This is a genomic window from Streptomyces sp. CA-142005, from assembly GCF_050942335.1.
Lineage (GTDB): Bacteria > Actinomycetota > Actinomycetes > Streptomycetales > Streptomycetaceae > Streptomyces.
On the sequence record NZ_CP192078.1, the window covers coordinates 8,225,888 to 8,246,471 of the forward strand.

Here is a 20,584-nt window from a genome sequence, read left to right on the forward strand (position 1 = left end):
GGGCGATGACGACTCGGTGACCGGCACGGCTCGTGCCTGCGATGCTTCGTTACGGTCGTGTTACGCGCGTAGCCGTGGAGCAGGATGACCGGGGGACGGTGTGTGCGGCGGGGTCAGGCGGCGGAGACCCGGAGCTTGACGGGCAGGTCCTCGCGACTGCGTACCTTCATCTTCTTGTAGACGCGGGTGAGATGCTGCTCGACGGTGCTCACCGTCACGAACAGCTCCTGGGCGATCTCACGGTTGGTCAGGCCGCGGGCGGCGAGGGTGGCCACGCGCTGTTCCGACTTGCTGAGCCTGTCGAAGCCGTGGTCCTTCTTCGCGGGCCACTCCTCGGTCGGCTCCAGCGGGGAGGCGGCCACCATCAGTGAGTCGGGGACCGTGTCCGCGTGGCAGACCTTGGCCATCCGGCGGGCCCGCAGTCCGGCGGTGCGTGCCTTGTCCTTGTCGCCGATGGCCCGGTGCGCCGAACTCAGATCGGCCAGGCAGCGCACCAGTTCGTAACGGTCACCGCTGGACTGGAGCAACTGCATGGACTTGTTGAGGATGGTCAGGCGCTCCTTGAAGTCCCGGGTGGAGGCCAGCGCGCGCAGCGCCATGCCCCGTGCGCGGGTGCTGCCGAAGCCGCGCATCGCCAACTGCTCCTCCAGCAGGGTCGATGCCTTGTCCCGCTGGTCCAGGGAGAGCCAGGCCTCGGCCGCGCCGACCCGCCAGGGCACCAGGACGGGAGTGTCCAGGTTCCACTGCTGCATCTGCTCGCCGCAGGTCATGAAGTCGGCCAGGGCCGCGTAAGGGCGTCCGCCCGCCAGGTGGTGCTGGCCGCGGGCGTAGAGGTAGTGCAGGCCGGACCGGGTCTGGAACAGTGCGGGCGCGGCGGCCGTCGCGAAGCACTGCGCGGCCTTGTCGTGGTTTCCGATGGAGGTGTGCGCCTCGGCGAGGGTGGCCAGGGCCAGCCAGCCGTGGGTGTCCAGCGCCTGCGCCGGGTTGTCGGCGACCGCGGCCGAACTGTGCTCGACCGCGACGTCGAGTTCGCCGCGGCGCAGCGCGACCAGGCCCAGCAGGCCGCGCAGTACGGCGGTCCAGGCGCCGAGGCCGTGGTCCATCGCGTCCTTCAGGAAGCGGTTCGCCGCCTGCTGGGCGGAGTCCAGGGACGACGAGTAGACGAGCGTGAGGACGGCGGGCACCACGCACGCGCGGACCGAGCCGTCGAGCAGACTGCCCGTCTGCAGTGACTGCTCGGCCTGGGCGGCGATGTAGGCGTCGCCGTTGCCGGTCAGCACCGACAGCAGCGACTGGTGCGCCTGGAGTCTGGCCCGGACGGCGGGGGAGGCGGTGAGGGACGCGCCCGCGGGCGCCGCACCGGTGGCCGCCCGCAGCACGCCCGGAAAGCTGGAGGCGATCTGGAGTTCGGTCACCTGCATTTCCGCCGCGACATCGGGCCGGGCGACATCCGAGTGCCGGACAACGCTGTCGATGATCTGGACCGCGTCGTGCACCTGGGCGTTCCAGAGCATGGCCTGGGCCACCGGCAGCGCCGTTGCGGGCGCCATCAGGCCGGTCAGGATCGACGTCTTCAGCGACTGGTAGCGCGCGGTCGCCCGGCCGGCCGCCACCATGGAGCTGATCTCGGCGAGTTGGGCCTTGATCTCGTACCGGGTCGTGTCGTCGGTGCACGAGGCGTCGGCCAGCTTGAGGTAGCGCAGGCAGAGATCCACCTGGCCGGCGGCGAGGACGTGACGGGCCGCGTCGCGCAGCACCGGCAGGCCCCACTCGTCCTTGACGGGACCGGCCGCCAGCAGGTGGAAGGCGATCGCCTCGGGCGCGGCGCCGTGGGCGTGCAGCAGCCGGGCGGCACGGTGGTGCATCTCGATCAGCGTGGCGCTCGGGATGGTGCTCAGCACGATGTCCCGAACCCGCTCGTGCCGGAACACGCAGCCCACCACCAGCCCGCTGGCCTGGAGCCGTCGCAGCGCCGAACGGATCAGGCCGAGGGGTGCCTCGCACAATTCACTGAGCTGGTATTCGTCGGAACTCTCGCCGAGCAGTGCCACACCCTGGGCCACGATTCGGGCCAGTCGGCCCATACGGTGCAGGCAGACCTGAACGGCGCGCTGGAAGGCATCGCCCGCGCATGACCCCGTGCCGCAGCCCGGGGGATCGGCGTCGGAAGCGGGAGGCTGTGTCTGTCTGTCCTCCATGAGCGCCGATATCAGCAGCGGATTACCTCCGGTAATTTCGTGGTAATGCGTCGCGAGTCCCGTGTCCACCGGATCCGGAAGCGTTTCGGCAATCATTTCCGCGACCGCATCGGAATTCAAAGGCTCCAGCGAAATACTGCTCACATGGGATTCATAGAGCATTTCCAGGAGAATCGGCGAAGCGGATTCCACGCTCGCATCCCACGACACGAATACCGACAGCGGCAGCGATGCCGTGCGGGCGGTGAGGTGGCGCAGGCAGCGGATGGACTGCGGGTCCGCGTAGTGGATGTCGTCGACGACCAGGACCACCGGGCCGCGCTCGGCCATGCCGGCGAGGGCGAGTTGCGCCCGCTGGGCCACGTGCAGCCAGCCGGAGGCGCCGGAGAGGTCCACCGTGAGGCTCGTCAGAACCGCTTCGTCTCGGGTTTCCTGGGTGAACAGCTGCTGGATGAGGGAAAACGGTTCGTGACGGTCCTCCCTCAGGGCGCGGGCGCCGGAGACCGTGGCGCCCGCGGCCCGGGCCCGCGCGGTGAGGGCCCGCAGCAGCGTGCTCTTGCCGATACCCGTCGGCCCGCTGACCGCGGCCATTGTGCCGACCCCTGCGTCAAGCCGGCGGAGCAAGAAATCGATGTCTATTCGTGTGTAACCGCGACCCAGCAGCGTCATCACCAAACCTCACCTTCCCCGTCGCGTTGCCGGCCCATGTCTCGGGGGTGACCCGGCACACGCGCAGCCTGCCGCTCACGATTTCCCAGTAACCGCGGGATCCGTTGGTCAGTCAGTTCCGTGTGTGACTTCTGTATAGCCTGTACGCATCTTCGGTGGAGAGTCAATCTCTTTAGCCAATGTTTGCGTAACCTTGAATCAGGTCCGCGTTGTAACCTCGCGTATGGCAACCGTTATCTGTCGATCCTGACCTCGGTAAGCGGACAGCCCCCGCCAAAGAATGACGGGGGCTGCATAGGGGTTGTACGGCGAATTCCGGCCATGCCCTGGCATGGCCGGTTCCGCGTGGTTCAGCTCAGGCGGGTGGACAGGACCAGGCCGTCACCGATGGGAAGTTCAACAGTGAAATAGTCGGGTCCGTTGACGTGCTCCAGGTACGGCTCCCACAGCCACCGCGCGAGGTTGACGTCGTCGCCCAGCACCAGGGCGTTCGGGGCCAGCACCGGCTCGAGCATCTTCAGAACGGTCAGGTTGTCGTCCTTCCACGCGTCGAGCAGCAGAAGGTCGATCGGTCCCTCGAGATCCTTCAGCGTCTGCAGGGCGTCGCCCTCACGGATCTCGACGTACTCGCTCAGTCCGGCCTCGGCGATGTTGCGGTGGGCCACCTCGGCCTTGGCCGGCATCACCTCGGTACCGATCACCAGCCCCCCGCCGTTGTCCTTGACGGCGGCGGCCAGGTAGATCGTCGACACGGCGAACGACGTGCCGAACTCCACGGCCCGCCGCACCCCCCGGTTACGGCAGAGAAGGTACATGAGGTTGCCGATGTCCCGGTGAACCGGCAGATAGGCCTCGGCGAACATCTCGTTGAGGGCCTCGTGACCGATCTGCTCCGGCGGCCGCCCGTCGGCGATCAGCTTCTGGATCGGTTCCGCGTCCTTGACCTTCTCGTCCTCGTAGAGGCGATCGAGCAGGGCGCTGACGTTTGCGTCGTTGAGTGTCGTCATGCCACGCCTTTCGGGTGGTGGGGAGCTGGCCGGCGCGGCCAGTCCGGGCGGAGGTCGAATCGAGGGGAACCCGTCCGGGTCCGACCCGGCTGGATCGCATCCGTCTCGGTCAGTCCACCCGAGCGCCGGGTTCGCCGACGAGGCTAGGGCCCCCGAACCCCCACCGGACCTGTCCACGGGTGGTGTTAGGGGGGCCGAATCCCCTGATCTGGGGTCCGGTCCGCTGGCGCCCCCTTCCGCCCGGGTGGCTGAATGACCGTGGCCGGGACCGGTACGTCCGTCCCCGCCTCCCCCCGCATCGGACCCGCCCGGCGATGCGGCTACCGGAGCCGACGATTGGACCAACGAGTGGATCAACTGCGGAGCCGCCGGCTCTTCTTCGCCCACCACCACCTGACCGGATCACCCTGGGGACAACCCGCCGTCCACGCCTTCCCCGAACGCGCCGCCGCCGTGGCCGCGGTCGGCTCCACGGGCATCGGCTTCGACGCCCAGGAACTCACCCAGCTGCTCGCCACCCGCTCCGCCGACTGGGTCCGCGGCGTGCTCGACGAACATGGCCTGCACATCGGCGAACTGGAGGTCCTCACCTGGTGGTGGGGCACCCCCGAGGACGCCGACGCCTCCCTCCCCATGGCGGAGCCGATGTTCGCGCTGGCCGACGAGTTCGGCATCGGCCGGCTCAAGGCGTCCGCGGTCTTCCTGGAGCCCTCGGCCCGCCCGCCGCTGGACCTGCTCGCCGAACGGTTCGCCGTACTGTGCGACCGGGCGGCAGAGCACGGGCTGCGCATCGCGCTGGAACCGGTCGCCGCCTTCCCCCTGTTCACCTACGCCGACGCGGCCCAGGTCGTCCTCGACGCCGGCCGCCCCAACGGCGGCGTCGAGATCGACGCCTGGCACTTCTTCCGGGACCCCACCGGCTTCGCCGCCCTGGAACGGCTGGACGGCACACACATCACCGGCCTGGAACTCTGCGACGGAGTGGCCGAACCCCAGGTCTCCCTCATGGAGGACTCCGCGGACGGCCGACTGCTGCCCGGCACGGGCAGCTTCGACCTGCCCCGGCTGCTGCACGAGATCGAACGCCGGCAACCCGACGTCGACCTCTCGGTGGAGGTGCTCTCCGCCGAACTGCGCACCCTGCCCCCCACCGAGAACACCAAGCAGACGGTGGCGGCGGTGGACGCCCTGCTCGGCAGGCGCTGAACGGCACCCGGCCCGCTCCCCAGCACTCACGTCAGGACGGCTTCCATGACCCAGGAACACCAGCCTCAGCAGGACGACAGGCTCCGTGACTACCTGAAGCGGGCGACCACCGAACTGCAGAGCACCCGGCGCCAGTTGAAGACGCTGAGGGAAGCGGCACGCGAGCCGGTCGCCATCATCGGCATGTCCTGCCGGTTCCCCGGCGACGTCACCACCCCCGCCGAGCTGTGGCAGCTGGTCGCCGAGGGCCGCGACGCCGTCACGCCGTTCCCGACCAACCGCGGCTGGGACCTCGACGGCCTGTACGACCCGGAGCCCGGCGTCGAGGGCAAGACCTACACACGCGCCGGTGGTTTCCTGCACGACGCCGACCAGTTCGACGCCGACTTCTTCTCGCTCAGCCCCCGCGAGGCCATCGAGTCCGACGTCCAGCAGCGGCTCCTGCTCGAACTCGCCTGGGAGGCCTTCGAGGCGGCGGGCATCGAGCCCACCTCGGTCCGCGGCAGCCGCACCGGCGTCTTCGCCGGGCTCGTCTACCACGACTACCCGGGCAACGCGAACATGGGCTCCATCGTCTCCGGCCGGGTCGCCTACACCTTCGGCTTCGAAGGCCCGGCCGTGACGGTGGACACGGCGTGCTCGTCGTCCCTGGTCGCCCTGCACCTGGCCGCGCAGGCCCTGCGCTCCGGCGAGTGCACGCTCGCACTCGCCGGCGGCGTGAACGTCATGTCCGCCCCTGATGCGTTCGTGGAGTTCAGCCGCCAGCGTGGGTTGTCGCCGGACGGCCGGTGCAAGGCGTTCGCGGAGGCGGCGGACGGGACCGGTTGGGGTGAGGGTGCGGGTCTGCTGTTGCTGGAGCGGTTGTCGGATGCGCGTCGGTTGGGGCATCCGGTGTTGGCGGTGGTGCGGGGTTCGGCGGTCAATCAGGACGGTGCGTCCAATGGTCTGACGGCGCCGAACGGGCCGGCGCAGCAGCGGGTGATCCGGGCTGCGCTGGCGAACGGTGGTCTGTCGGCGGCGGATGTGGATCTCGTCGAGGGACACGGTACGGGGACGCGGTTGGGAGACCCGATCGAGGCTCAGGCGTTGTTGGCGACGTATGGGCAGGGCCGGGAGGGCGGGGCACCGCTGTATTTGGGTTCGTTGAAGTCCAACATCGGTCATGCGCAGGCGGCTGCGGGTGTGGCCGGCGTGATCAAGTTGGTGGAGGCGATGCGGCATGGGGTGATGCCGCGGACGCTGCATGTGGATGCGCCGTCGTCTCAGGTGGATTGGTCGGCGGGTGCGGTGGAGTTGCTGACCGAGGCCCGGGAGTGGCCGGGGGTGGGGGACCGGCCGCGCAGGGCTGCGGTCTCGTCGTTCGGTGTCAGTGGCACCAATGCGCATGTGATCGTGGAGCAGGCTGCGGAGGCCGAGGAGGGTGTCGCCTCGGAGGCCGCCTCGGTGGTGGGGCCGGTGGTGGTGGCGTTGTCCGCTCGTAGCCCTGAGGCCTTGACCGAGTCGGCGGGACGGCTTGCGGATTGGTGGTCGGGGCGGGAGGACGTCGAAGTCACCGAGGTGGCTTCGGCGTTGGTGCATGGCCGGGCCGGGCTTGAGCATCGGGCTGTGGTGGTGGCGTCCTCGCGTGAGGAGGCGATCGGGTCCCTGTCCGCTTTCGCAGCGGACGGTACAGCCGCCGTAGTTGGGCGGGTGTCGTCTGGTCGGACGGGGTGGTTGTTCACGGGTCAGGGCTCGCAGTGGCTGGGGATGGGCCGGGAGCTGCACGACGCCAACCCGGTGTTCGCCGAGGCGTTCGACCAGGCGTGCGCGGCCCTGGATGTGCATCTGGAGCGGCCGCTGCGTGAGGTGATCTGGGGCCAGGACGCGTCCTTGGTCGATGCCACCGTGTTCACCCAGGCCGGCTTGTTCGCCGTACAGGCGGCCTTGGTCGCCGTACTACAGCACTGGGACATTCCCGCCGACGTGTTGGTCGGGCACTCGATCGGCGAGATCTCCGCGGCCTATGCCGCCGGTGTCCTCTCGTTGGAGGATGCGGCACATCTGGTGGCGGCGCGGGGGGCGTTGATGCAGGCGCTTCCCGCGGGCGGTGGCATGCTCGCCCTGGCCGCCGGCCCCGAGCAGACCGAGCAGCTGATCGCCGGCGTGCCGGTGGACGTCGCGGCGGTCAACGCCCCGGCCGCGGTGGTGGTCTCCGGAGCGGTGGAGGACTTGGAGACGGTGCAGGCCCGCGCCGAGGAGCAGGGGATAAGGGCGACCCGGTTGTCGGTCTCCCATGCCTTCCACTCCCGGCTGATGGAGCCGATGCTGGACGCGTTTGCGGAAGTGGCCGCCTCTCTCACCTACCGTCAGCCGAACACTGCTGGCGTCTCCAACGTGACCGGTCAGCTGGTGTCGGAGGAGCTGACGGATCCGGCGTACTGGGTGCGGCACGTCCGCCAGCCGGTCCGCTTCGCCGACGGCGTCCGTACCGCCCGCGAGCTGGGCGTGACGCGTTTCGTGGAGGTGGGCCCGCAGGCGGTGCTGACCGCCCTGACCCGCCAGACCCTCGACGAGGAGGCCGGTGAGCTGGTCTTCGCGCCGCTCATGCGCCGCCCCCAGCCGCTCCAGGAGGACACCGCTCCCACCACACTGCTGACCGCTGCCGCCACCCTTCACACCACCGGCGTCCCGGTCGACTGGCACCTGCCCGCCCCCGCCCGTCACCTCGACCTGCCCACCTACCCCTTCCAACGCCATCGCTACTGGGCCGACGCCCCGGTGTCCGCTCAGCAGCCAGACGAGCGTGAGCGGCAGCTCCTCGACGGGTGGCGTTACGAGGTGGGCTGGGAGGAGCTGGCTCCGAAGGGCACTTCGGAGCTGGGCGGTGAGTGGTGGCTGCTCGTACCGGCGGGGAGTGACGACACGGTCGGCTGCCATGTGTTCAACGGCATGGGGCGCCGCGCGGCCCGGCTGACCGTCATCGACGTACCGTCGGCGGACCGTGACGAGATCGCCGGGCTGTTGCGTGCCGAGGCGGCCGAGCGGGGAACACCCGCGGGAATCCTCTCGCTGCTCGGCGGTGAGCGGCGTGCCTGGGACTCCGCCGCGGCCTCGCACGGCCTGCTGGCCACCGTTGCCGCGGTGCAGGCCGTCGTGGACACCGGGCTCACGACTCGGCTGTGGTGCCTGACGACGGGGGCCGTCGCGGTCTCGGGCCCGGAGGAGATCACGGCGGTGGACCAGGCGGCGCTGTGGGGCGTGGCCGTCGGCACCGCCCTCGACCACCCCGACATCTGGGGCGGAATCGTCGACCTGCCCCCCGCGTCCACGGACGCCGAGGTCGGCGCGCTGTGCCGCGTACTCTCCGACGGCGGCGAGGACCAGGTCGCCGTGCGCGAGGGAAAGGTCTACGGGCGCAGGCTGCGGCACGCCCGTGTCGCGGACCCGATCACGTCGGCCTGGCGGCCGCGCGGCACCGTCCTGGTCACAGGCGGCACCGGTGGCGTCGGCGGCGAGGTCGCCCGATGGCTCGCCGCGAACGGCGCCGAGCACATCGTGCTGGCCAGCCGCCGCGGCGGAGCCTCGCCCGGGGCCGCCGCGCTCGCCGACGAACTCACCGCCGCCGGTACACCCGTCACCGTGGCCGCCTGCGACGCCGCCGACACCGACGCCCTGCGGCGGCTGATCGACGGCCTTCCCGACGACCTGCCCCTCACCGCGGTGGTCCACGCGGCCGGCCAGTCGCAGCGCCTGGCGCCGCTGACGGAGCTGGACGCCGAGGAGTTCGTCGACGTGATCCGCGCCAAGGTGGCCGGCGCGCTGGCCTTGGACGAGGCGCTGGGGGACCGGCCGCTGGACGCGTTCGTCGTCTTCTCCTCCGGTGCCGCGGTGTGGGGAAGCGTCAACCAGACCGCATACAGCACCGGAAACGCCTTCCTGGACGGCTTCGTCCAGGATCGGCGGCGCCGCGGCCGGCCGGCCACCGCCCTGTCCTGGGGACCGCTCGACACCGGCATGCTCGACGCCGAGGCCGAGGAGTACATGCGCCGCATCGGCGCACCGCCGATGGCCACCGCCACGGCCCTGCGGGCACTGCGCCACGCCGGCGCCGCGGCCCCCGCCCACCAGGTGGTGGCCGACTTCGACTGGGCCCGGTTCGCACCGACCTTCACGCTCTCCCGTCCGCGCCCGCTGCTCGACGCTCTGCCCGAGGTCGCCGACGCGCTGGGCGGACCGGCCCCCGAGCAGGGCGGCGCCCCCGAACTGGTCGGCAGGCTCGCCGCCTTGCCGCCCGCCGGTCAGCTGAGCGCCGTTCTGGACGTCGTGCGCAGCCAGGTGGCCGCCGTCCTCGCGTACTCCGACCCCGCCACGCTCAACCTCGAACGTCCTTTCACCGACCTCGGCTTCGACTCGGTCGCCGCCGTCGAACTCCGTGGCGGCCTGGGCCGGGCTACCGGTCTGGCCCTGCCCAGCACCCTCGCCTTCGACTTCGCCAGCCCCGCCGCCCTGGCCGAGCACCTGCGCGCACTGCTCTGTCCCGATCCGGCCGAACAGGCCGTCGCGCTGCTCGACGAGCACCTGGCCGGCCTGGAACGGGCGATCGAGGCGGTCTCACCGGACGACCTGGCGACCTCCGGGGCGGTGACCCGGCTGCGGTCCGTGCTCGCACGACTCGACAGCCCCTCCGAAGACGGCGCAGTCGCCGACCGCCTGGAGTCCGCTAGTGCGGACGACGTCTTCGACTACATCGACAGCGAGCTCGGTCTGGGCGCGAGCAACTGACCTGAAGCCTGAAGGAAGCGGCGGAACCGATGTCCACTGACGACAAGCTCCTCGACTACCTCAAGCGGGTCACGGCCGACCTCGCCCGGACCCGGCAGCGCCTGGCCGAGGCCGAGTCCCGGGACCAGGAGCCCATCGCCATCGTGGCGATGGCCTGCCGCTACCCGGGCGGGGTGCGCTCGCCCGAGGACCTGTGGCGGCTGGTCCGCGACGGTGTCGACGCGACCTCCGACTTCCCGTCCGACCGCGGCTGGCAGGTACCCCTCGCGGACCCGGCCGACACCGCGGTGGCGGACGCGGAGACCGATGAGCCGGCGGAAACGGCCGAACCGGCGGCGAGCACGGGGACGAGCTACGTCACCCGCGGTGGGTTCGTCACCGACGCCGCCCTTTTCGAACCCGGTTTCTTCGACATCTCGCCGCGCGAGGCCGTCGCGATGGACCCGCAGCAGCGACTGGTCCTGGAGACGGCCTGGGAGGCCTTCGAACGCGCCGGGATCAACGCCCACACCCTGAAGGGCAAACGAGTCGGCACCTTCATCGGCTCCGGCCTCCAGGACTACGGCTACCTGCTCGAAGGCGCCCCCGAGCTGGCCCAGACGTACCAGACGACGTCGACCGCCGCGTCCGTCCTCGCCGGCCGAGTCGCCTACACCTTCGGCTTCGAGGGTCCGACCCTGACGGTGGACACGGCGTGCTCGTCCTCCCTGGTCGCCCTCCACCTGGCCGCGCAGGCGCTGCGCTCCGGTGAGTGCACGCTGGCCCTCGCCGGCGGCGTCATGATCATGTCGACGGCGGGCGCCTTCGTGGGCTTCAGCAAGCAGGGCGGGCTGGCGGCCGACGGCCGTTGCAAGTCCTTCGCCGAGGCCGCCGACGGGACGGCCTGGTCCGAGGGCGTGGGTCTGCTGCTGGTCGAGCGGTTGTCGGATGCGCGTCGGTTGGGTCATCCGGTGTTGGCGGTGGTGCGGGGTTCGGCGGTCAATCAGGACGGTGCGTCCAATGGTCTGACGGCGCCGAACGGGCCGGCGCAGCAGCGGGTGATCCGGGCTGCGCTGGCCAACGGCGGTCTGTCGGCGGCGGATGTGGATCTCGTCGAGGGACACGGTACGGGGACGCGGCTGGGGGATCCCATCGAAGCTCAGGCTCTGCTGGCCACGTATGGGCAGGACCGCGATGTCCCGCTCTATCTGGGTTCGTTGAAGTCCAATTTGGGTCATGCGCAGGCGGCTGCGGGTGTGGCTGGTGTGATCAAGTTGGTGGAGGCGATGCGGCATGGGCTGATGCCGCGGACGCTGCATGTGGATGCGCCGTCGTCCCAGGTGGACTGGTCGGCGGGTGCGGTGGAGCTGCTGACCGAGGCCCGCGGGTGGCCGGGGGTGGGGGACCGGCCGCGCAGGGCTGCGGTGTCCTCGTTCGGCATTTCCGGCACCAATGCGCATGTGATCCTGGAACAGGCTGCGGAGGCGGAGGAGGGTGTCGCCTCGGAGCCGGTGGTGGGTCCGGTGGCGGTGGCGTTGTCGGCACGGTCGCCGGAGGCGCTGGCCGAGTCGGCTGGACGGCTTGCGGATTGGTGGTCGGCGCGGGAGGACGTCGAAGTCGCGGAAGTGGCCTCGGCGTTGGCGCATGGCCGGGGTCGGCTTGAGCATCGGGCTGTGGTGGTGGCGTCCTCGCGTGAGGAGGCGATCGGGTCCCTGGCGTCGTTTGCGTCGGACGGGACGGGTGCCGTTGTCGGCCGGGTGGGCTCTGGTCGGACGGGGTGGTTGTTCACGGGGCAGGGCTCGCAGTGGCTGGGCATGGGCCGGGAGCTGTATGACGCCGATTCCGTGTTCGCGGAGGCGTTCGACCGGGCGTGCGCGGCCCTGGATGTGCATCTGGAGCGGCCGCTGCGTGAGGTGATCTGGGGCCAGGACGCCTCCCTGGTCGATGCCACCGTGTTCACCCAGGCCGGTCTGTTCGCGGTGCAGGCGGCTTTGGTGGCGGTGTTGCGGCACTGGGGCATTCCCGGGGATGTGTTGCTGGGGCATTCCATCGGTGAGATCTCCGCGGCCTATGCCGCCGGTGTCCTCTCGTTGGAGGATGCGGCGCGTCTGGTGGTGGCGCGGGGGGCGTTGATGCAGGCGCTGCCCGCGGGTGGGGGCATGCTCGCCCTGGCCGCCAGCCCCGAACAAGCAGAACAACTCATCGCCGGCCTGCCGGTGGACATCGCCGCCGTCAACGCGCCAGCCGCGGCCGTGGTTTCCGGAGCGGTGGAGGATCTGGAGACGGTGCAGGCCCGCGCCGAGGAGCAGGGGATAAGGGCGACCCGGTTGTCGGTCTCCCATGCCTTCCACTCCCGGCTGATGGAGCCGATGCTGGAGCCCTTCGCCGAGGTCGCCGCATCCCTGACCTACCGTGAGCCGACTGTCCCGGTGGTCTCGAACGTCACTGGTCAGCTGGTGTCGGAGGAGCTGACGGACCCGGCGTACTGGGTACGGCATGTGCGTCAGCCGGTCCGTTTCGCCGACGGAGTCCGCGCCGCCCGCGACCTGGGGGTGACGCGTTTCGTGGAGGTGGGCCCGCAGGCGGTGCTGACCGCTCTGACCCGCCAGACCCTCGACGAGGAGGCCGGTGAGCTGGTCTTCGCGCCGCTCATGCGCCGCCCCCAGCCGCTCCAGGAGGACACCGCTCCCACCACACTGCTGACCGCGGCGGCCACCCTCCACGCCACCGGCGTTCCGGTCGACTGGCACCTGCCCGCTCCCACCCGTCACCTCGACCTGCCCACCTACCCCTTCCAACGCCACCGCTACTGGGTCGAGCCCACCGTCTCCACCGCCGACGTGGGCGCGGCCGGACTGGAGGCGGTCGGGCATCCGCTGCTCGGTGCGGCGGTGACGGTGGCCGACACCGGGGGCGCGCTGCTCACCGGGCGGCTGTCGGTCGAGACGCAGCCGTGGCTGGCGGACCACCGGGTCGGCGACGAGGTGTACTTCCCGGGGACCGGCCTGCTCGAACTGGTGGTGCGCGCAGGGGACCAGGTCGGCTGCCGACGGGTCGAGGAACTGACTCTGCACGCGCCGCTGGTGCTGCCCGAGCCGGGGGCCGTCCAGATCCAGGTCACGGTCGGTCTGGCCGACGAGCACGGCCTGCACCCGGTCGCCATCCACTCGCGGTCCACCACCCCGGACGCCCCCGAACAGTGGACACGGCACGCCACTGGCACGCTCTCCGCCGCCGCGTCGGCTCCGCGTGAACCGGACGGCGATGCCGAGTGGCCGCCGACGGGCGCCCACCCGATCGAGATCGACGCCCTTTACACCGACCTCGCCGAGTCGGGGCTCCGCTACGGCCCCGTGTTCCAGGGCCTGCGCCGGGCCTGGCGGTACGACGACGAGGTTCTCGCCGAGGTGGCGCTGACGGACGTACAGGACGGCGCCGGATTCGGTCTGCACCCGGCCGTGCTCGACGCGGCGCTGCACGCGGTCGCCCTGTCGTCGGCCAACGGCGGCACCGCCGCGCTGCCCTTCAGCTGGTCGGGTTTCGAGCTGCACAGCAGCGGAGCCGGCGCCCTGCGCGTGCGGATCACGCCGCTGGCTGCCAACGAGGTCGCCCTGCACATCGCCGACCAGTCGGGGCACCCGGTGGCCGTCGCCGACTCGCTGTGCCTGCGTCCACTCGCGAGCCTCGACCAACGGCAGGACGGCGTCCCGCCCCTCTACCAGCCGGTCTGGATGCCGGTGCCGACGCCGCGCGAGCCGGTCACCGTGACGGAGTGGGAGTCGCTCTCCCGGGATGCCGTGGCGCCCGGTGTCGTGGTGCTGCGTGACACCCGCGTCCGTGACGAGGGCAGCGACGTCGACGTTGTGCCGGACCTCCACGCGCGTACGGCGCGCGTCCTCGCCGTCGTACAGCAGTTCCTGTCGGACCCGCGCTTGGCCGAGACCATCCTGGTCGTGGCCACCGAGGGGGCGGTCAGCGTCGCCGGTGAGGCGGTGACCGACCTGGCGGGAGCAGCCGTTTGGGGACTGGTCCGCTCCGCACAGTCGGAGAATCCGGACCGTCTCGTCCTCGTCGACACCGACAGCGACACCGACACCACGGTCGACACCGTTACCGGCACCGCCAACGGGGCCGGAGACGACGGCGTCGGCGCCGATCTGATCGCTCTGGCCGCCGCGGCGGACGAGCCCCAGGTCACGGTGCGCGACGGGCGGCTGTTCGCTGCCCGGCTCACCCCACTCCCCGTCCCCGCCGCATCGGCGCCCGTGTTCACCGAGCACGGCACCACGCTCGTGACCGGAGGATTCGGCGCACTCGGCGGCCGCGTGGCCCGCCATCTGGTGACCGTGCACGGCGTACGCCGCCTGCTGCTGGTCGGCCGACGCGGCGCCGACACCCCGGGCGCCACGCGACTGCTGGCCGAGCTGGCCGAGCTGGGCGCCGAGGTCAGCGCAGCCGCCTGCGACCTGTCCGACCGTGCCGCGGTGGGCCGCCTGCTGGCCGCGATCCCGGACGACGCACCCCTGGCCGCCGTGATCCACACCGCCGGCGTCCTCGACGACGGCGTGATCACCGCCCTGACCCCGGAGCGACTGGACACCGTCCTGGCCGCGAAGGCCGACGCGGCCCTCCATCTCCACGACCTGACCCGCGACGCCAACCTGTCCGCGTTCGTTCTGTTCTCTTCCGCCTCCGGCCTGCTGGGCGCACCCGGCCAGGGCAACTACGCCGCCGCGAACACCCTCCTCGACGCCCTGGCCGAGACCCGGCGCGCCCAGGGGCTGCCCGGTCTCTCTCTGGCCTGGGGCATGTGGGCCGTCGGCGACGGCATGGCGGACACCGACGCACCCGCCGCCGGCGACGCGCTGCTCGGCCACACCGCGGAGCAGGGCCTCGCCATGCTCGACGCCGCCCTGCGCTGCGACCGGTCCCTCGTCGTGCCGCTCCGGCTCGACCTCCCCGCACTGCGCCGCGACGCGGAGTCGCTGCCCCCGATGTTCCGCGCCCTGGCCCCCGTACGGCGCCGCCGGGCCGGTGGCGGCCGGACGACCGGCGTGTCCGCCCTGCGCCGGCTCCTGCAGGACGTGCCCGAGGCCGAATGGGAGCAGACCCTGCTCACGCTGGTCCAGCGGGAAGCGGCCGCCGTACTGGAGTACCCGGACCCCGCCGCCATCGAGGCGACCAAGGCCTTCCGGGACATGGGCTTCGACTCCCTGGCCGGTGTCGAACTGCGCAACCGCATCAACACCGCCACCGGCCTGCGCCTGCCGGCCACCCTCGTCTTCGACCACCCCGAACCCGCGGTACTGGCCCGCTTCCTGCGGGAAGAGGCAGTAGGCACGGCCGCTGCCGCACCCGTCGGTGTACAGGCACGCCGAACCGGCGCCCTCCGAGACGACGACCCGATCGTCATCGTGTCCATGGCGTGCCGCTACCCGGGCGGGGTGTCCTCCCCGGAGGACCTGTGGCACCTGGTCGCCGACGGCCGTGACGCCGTCACACCGTTCCCCGGCAACCGCGGCTGGGACAGCGCCCGACTGGTGGACCCGACCCGCACCCTGCCGGACACCTCCTACGTCGGCACCGGCGGCTTCCTGCACGACGCCGACCGGTTCGACGGCGACTTCTTCGGCATCAGCCCCAACGAGGCCCTGATCATGGACCCACAGCAGCGACTGCTGCTGGAGACGTCCTGGGAGGTGTTCGAGCGGGCCGGTATCGACCCGGTCGGGCTCAAGGGCAGCGACACCGGAGTCTTCACCGGCGTCATGTACCACGACTACCCCCACAACACCGCGACCGGCGCCGTCGCCTCCGGCCGCGTGTCCTACGTCTTCGGTTTCGAGGGCCCGTCGATGACCATCGACACGGCCTGCTCGTCGTCCCTGGTCGCCCTGCACCTGGCCGCGCAGGCGCTGCGCTCGGGTGAGTGTTCGCTGGCGCTGGTCGGTGGCGTGACGGTGATGTCGACGCCGGAGACGTTCGTGGAGTTCAGCCGGCAGCGGGGCCTGGCGGCCGATGGCCGCTGCAAGTCCTTCGCGGACGCGGCCGACGGGACGGGGTGGTCCGAGGGTGTGGGTCTGCTGTTGGTCGAGCGGTTGTCGGATGCGCGTCGGTTGGGTCATCCGGTGTTGGCGGTGGTGCGGGGTTCGGCGGTCAATCAGGACGGTGCGTCCAATGGTCTGACGGCGCCGAACGGGCCCTCACAGCAGAGGGTGATCCGCGCCGCCCTCGCCAACGCCGGGCTGTCGGTCGCGGATGTGGATCTGGTGGAGGGGCACGGTACGGGGACGCGGCTGGGGGATCCCATCGAGGCTCAGGCTCTGCTGGCCACGTATGGGCAGGACCGCGATGTCCCGCTCTACTTGGGTTCGCTGAAGTCCAACATCGGTCATGCGCAGGCGGCTGCGGGTGTGGCTGGTGTGATCAAGTTGGTGGAGGCGATGCGGCATGGGGTGATGCCGCGGACGTTGCATGTGGATGCGCCGTCGTCTCAGGTGGACTGGTCGACGGGTGCGGTGGAGCTGCTGACCGAGGCCCGCGGGTGGCCGGGGGTGGGGGACCGGCCGCGCAGGGCTGCGGTGTCCTCGTTCGGGATCTCCGGCACCAATGCGCACGTGATCCTGGAACAGGCCGCTGAGCCCGAGCAGCCCCCTGGTGAGCCGGAGCCGGTGGTGGGTCCGGTGGCGGTGGCGTTGTCGGCACGGTCGCCGGAGGCGCTGGCCGAGTCGGCTGGGCGGCTGGCAGATTGGTGGTCGGGGCGGGAGGACGTTGAAGTCGCCGAGGTGGCTTCGGCGTTGGCGCATGGCCGGGGTCGGCTTGAGCACCGGGCTGTGGTCGTGGCTGCGTCCCGCGAGGAGGCGATCGGGTCCCTGACCGCTTTCGCAGCGGACGGCTCTGGTGCGGTGACCGGGCGGGTGTCGTCTGGTCGGACGGGGTGGTTGTTCACGGGGCAGGGCTCGCAGTGGCTGGGCATGGGCCGGGAACTGTATGACGCCGACCCGGTGTTCGCGGAGGCGTTCGACCGGGCGTGCGCGGCGTTGGATGTGCATCTGGAGCGGCCGCTGCGTGAGGTGATCTGGGGCCAGGACGCCTCCCTGGTCGATGCCACCGTGTTCACCCAGGCCGGTCTGTTCGCGGTGCAGGCGGCTTTGGTGGCGGTGTTGCGGCACTGGGGCATTCCCGGGGATGTGTTGCTGGGGCATTCCATCGGTGAGATCTCCGCCGCGTATGCGGCCGGGGTGTTGTCGTTGGAGGATGCGGCGCGTCTGGTGGCGGCGCGGGGGGCGTTGATGCAGGCGCTGCCCGCGGGTGGGGGCATGCTCGCCCTGGCCGCCAGCCCCGAACACGCAGAACAGGTGATCGCCGGTCTGCCGGTGGACATCGCCGCCGTCAACGCGCCGGCCGCGGTCGTGGTCTCCGCAGCGGTGGAGGATCTGGAGACGGTGCAGGCCCGCGCCGAGGGGCAGGGGATAAGGGCGACTCGGTTGTCGGTCTCGCACGCCTTCCACTCCCGGCTGATGGAGCCGATGCTGGAGCCCTTCACCGAGGTCGCCGCCTCTCTCACCTACCGTCAGCCGAACACAGCTGTCGTCTCCAACGTGACCGGTCAGCTGGTGTCGGAGGAGCTGACGGATCCGGCGTACTGGGTGCGGCATGTCCGCCAGCCGGTGCGTTTCGCCGACGGAGTCCGCGCCGCCCGCGAGCTGGGGGTGACGCGTTTCGTGGAGGTGGGTCCGCAGGCGGTGCTGACCGCTCTGACCCGCCAGACCCTGGCCGACGACACCAGCGAGCTGGTCTTCGCCCCCCTGATGCGCCGCCCCCGCAAGCCGCAGGAGGACGACTCCGCCACCACACTGCTGACCGCGGCCGCCACCCTCCACACCACCGGCGTTCCGGTGGACTGGCACCTGCCCACCCCCGCCCGCCACCTCGACCTGCCCACCTACCCCTTCCAACGCCGCCGCTACTGGCTGGACTCCATGCCCACCGGCAGTGATCCCCGGCAGATGGGCCAGTCGCCCGGCGGGCATGGGTTGTTGGTGGCGGCGGTCTCCACGGCCGACGGTTCGGCGACGGTGTTGACCGGGCGGCTGGGTGTGGGGCGCCAGGCGTGGCTCGCGGGGCATCGGGTGGCCGGGCGGGTGTTGGTGCCGGGGGCTGCGTTGGTGGACATGGCGCTGCACGCGGCGGACGTGACCGGTTACGACGGCATCGGGGAGCTGGTCGTAGGCCGGCCCTTGGTCTTGCCGGAGGCGGGGGAGGTGGACGTGCAGGTGCAGGTGACGGCCGCCGGTGAGCGGGCGGAGGTGAGTATCCACTCGCGCCCCGCCGAGGCGGCCGCGCAGGCCCCGGGCCCGGACACGTCCTGGACCACCCACGCCACCGGCACCCTCACCACCACGGCCACCACAGCCGGCACCCCGACCACCACCCCCAACCTCACCCCCTGGCCCCCACCCGAGGCAGTCCCCGTAGAAGTCACCGGTGGATACGAGGAATTGAGTGAGCTCGGGCTGGACTACGGCCCCGAGTTCCAGGGGCTGCAGGCGGCCTGGCGGCACGGGGACGACGTGTACGCGGAGATCGCGCTGCCCGAGGACATCGACGTTTCCGCGCACACCGTTCACCCGGCGCTCCTGGACGCCGCCCTGCATGCCGTGGCGCTGCTGGGCGGCCAGGATGGCGGGGCGGCCGTACGGCTGCCGTTCGCATGGTCGGGTGTCGTGTTGCTGGCCGCGCAGCCGACCAGGCTGCGCGTCCGGCTCACCTTCAGTGGTTCGGGGGTGCGACTGCAGGCCTGGGATCCGGCCGGGCAGCCGGTGCTCTCCGTGGACTCGTTGGTGCTGCGGGAACTGGCGGCGGGGTCGCTGGAGGAGGAGGCACCCACCGGCGACAACCTCTACGAGCTGAGCTGGGTCTCGCGCGGACCACTCGCGTTGTTCGGCGGGCCGACGGCCGGGGAGCCGGTGCCGGTGCTCGGCCTCGACGAGCTGCCGGCCGAGGGCGGGTTGCCGGGCGTCGTCGTCCTGCGGGCCGGTGGCGGGGAGCCGCGTGCCGCAGTGCAGGCCGCTCTGGCCTCGGTGCAGGACTGGCTCGCCGACCCGCGGACGGCCGGGACGACCCTGGCCGTCCTCACCAAGGGGGCCGTGCCGGTCGGCGACGAGGACGTACCGGACCTCGCCGGCGCCGCGGTTCGCGGACTGATCCGTTCGGCGCAGGCGGAGAACCCGGGGCGCATCCTGCTGGTCGACCTCGACGAGGACACGGACGTCGACGACCTCCCCTGGGACGCGCTGACCGGACTGGACGAGTCACAACTGGCGGTCCGCGCGGGTGAGGTCTTCGTCGCCCGTCTGCTGCGCACCACCGCGGAACCCGCCCCGCCGCATCCGGTCGCGGGATTCGGCGACGGCACCGTGCTCGTCACCGGCGCCACCGGCAATCTCGGACAGCTCTTCGCCCGGCACCTGGCCACCGAACGGGGCGTACGGCGACTGCTGTTGCTCGGACGCCGGGGCGCGGACGCGCCCGGCATGGCGGAACTCGTCGAGGAGCTCACCGCCCTGGGCGCGCACGTCCGGGTGGCCGCCTGCGACATCACCGACCGTGCGGCGCTCGCCGAGGTGCTGGACACCATTGCGGACGACGCCCCGCTCACCGCGGTCGTGCACTCCGCCGGCGTACTCGACGACGGTGTCGTCTCCTCGCTGTCACCCGAGCGCATCGACACCGTCTTCCGGCCCAAGGCCGACGCGGCCCTGCACCTGCACGAGCTGACCCGGGACGCGAACCTGTCCGCCTTCGTCCTGTTCTCCTCCGCCGCGGGCGTGCTCGGCGCTCCGGGACAGGGCAACTACGCGGCTGCCAACGCCCTCCTCGACGCCCTGGCCGCGCACCGCCGTGCCACCGGGCTGGCCGGCCAGTCGCTGGCCTGGGGCCTGTGGTCGCTCGACGGCGGCATGGCCGGGGAGCTGAGCCAGGCCGACCTCCAGCGGCTCCGCCGCGCCGGGATCGAGCCCCTCTCCGAGAAGACGGGCACCGAACTCTTCGACCGCGCGGACGCACTCGACCGCCCTCTGCTCGTGCCGATGCTGCTCGACACCTCCTCCTCCGGACAAGGCGAGGTGCCCGATCTGCTGCGCGCCCTGATACGGGTACCAGGCCGCCGCCAGGCCGCCGGGGCCGGTGCCGACCACGGAGCCGCGCTGCGCGAGCGGCTCTCGCCCCTCACCGCCGCGGAGCGGCTCGACCGCCTGTCCGAGCTGGTGCGCGGCCAAGCGGCGACCCTGCTCGGCTATCCCGGCGCCCAGGCCATCGACCCCCAACGCCCCTTCGGCGACATGGGATTCGACTCCCTGGCCGCCGTCGAGTTCCGCAACGGGCTCGGTACGGCCACGGGCCTGCGGCTGCCCGCAACCCTCAGCTTCGACTACCCGACTCCGGCCGCTCTGGCCGCCCATCTGGCCGAACAGCTCTTCCCCGAGGGCGCGTCCGACGACGTTGCCGAACGGGACGTGCGGTCGGCCCTGCAGAGCATCCCGCTCGCCCGGTTGCGTGACGCCGGACTGCTCGACACCCTGCTCCAACTCGCCGGCCACTCCGGCACGGACACCACCGCCCCGTCCCCCGACCCCGACGGCACCGATGCCGTGGACGTCGACGCCATGGACGCGGACGCGCTGATCAACCTGGCGCTCGAGGGCGCCGACTTCGACGACGTCGCCGAGGATGTGTGAGGCTCCGATGACCGGAACCGACGAG

The 20,584-nt window shown here is 71.6% G+C and carries 5 protein-coding genes; 3 read left to right on the top strand and 2 right to left on the bottom strand.

Annotation, left to right across the window (positions count from 1 at the left end):
* Positions 1–113: 113 nt before the first annotated feature.
* Both ACQPXS_RS38170 and ACQPXS_RS38175 read right to left on the bottom strand, forming a co-directional pair.
* The gene (locus ACQPXS_RS38170) at positions 114–2,867 is read right to left on the bottom strand and encodes a helix-turn-helix transcriptional regulator (RefSeq protein WP_433454003.1); all 2,754 of its coding nucleotides are present in this window, start codon (positions 2,865–2,867) and stop codon (positions 114–116) included.
* A gap of 350 nt (positions 2,868–3,217) precedes the next feature.
* On the bottom strand, positions 3,218–3,874 hold the full coding sequence (locus tag ACQPXS_RS38175) for an O-methyltransferase (RefSeq protein WP_356318019.1): 657 nt from the start codon (positions 3,872–3,874) through the stop codon (positions 3,218–3,220).
* Positions 3,875–4,222: 348 nt separating this feature from the next.
* Between ACQPXS_RS38175 and ACQPXS_RS38180 the strand changes: the two genes are divergently transcribed.
* The 3 genes from ACQPXS_RS38180 (at position 4,223) to ACQPXS_RS38190 (ending at position 20,559) form a co-directional block, all read left to right on the top strand.
* Positions 4,223–5,080: a sugar phosphate isomerase/epimerase family protein gene (locus ACQPXS_RS38180; protein WP_433454004.1), complete on the top strand. Its 858-nt coding sequence runs from the start codon at positions 4,223–4,225 to the stop codon at positions 5,078–5,080.
* A gap of 93 nt (positions 5,081–5,173) precedes the next feature.
* Positions 5,174–9,841, top strand: coding sequence for a type I polyketide synthase (locus tag ACQPXS_RS38185; protein ID WP_433456149.1), 4,668 nt, complete (start codon positions 5,174–5,176; stop codon positions 9,839–9,841).
* 29 nt (positions 9,842–9,870) lie between these two features.
* Positions 9,871–20,559: an SDR family NAD(P)-dependent oxidoreductase gene (locus ACQPXS_RS38190; protein WP_433454005.1), complete on the top strand. Its 10,689-nt coding sequence runs from the start codon at positions 9,871–9,873 to the stop codon at positions 20,557–20,559.
* Positions 20,560–20,584 lie beyond the last annotated feature (25 nt).

What these genes read in the sequence shown, in the direction of transcription:
- ACQPXS_RS38170 (WP_433454003.1), bottom strand. Translation starts at nt 2,867, where the DNA reads ATGACGCTGCTGGGTCGCGGTTACACACGAATAGACATCGATTTCTTG.
- ACQPXS_RS38175 (WP_356318019.1), bottom strand. Translation starts at nt 3,874, where the DNA reads ATGACGACACTCAACGACGCAAACGTCAGCGCCCTGCTCGATCGCCTC.
- ACQPXS_RS38190 (WP_433454005.1), top strand. Translation starts at nt 9,871, where the DNA reads ATGTCCACTGACGACAAGCTCCTCGACTACCTCAAGCGGGTCACGGCC.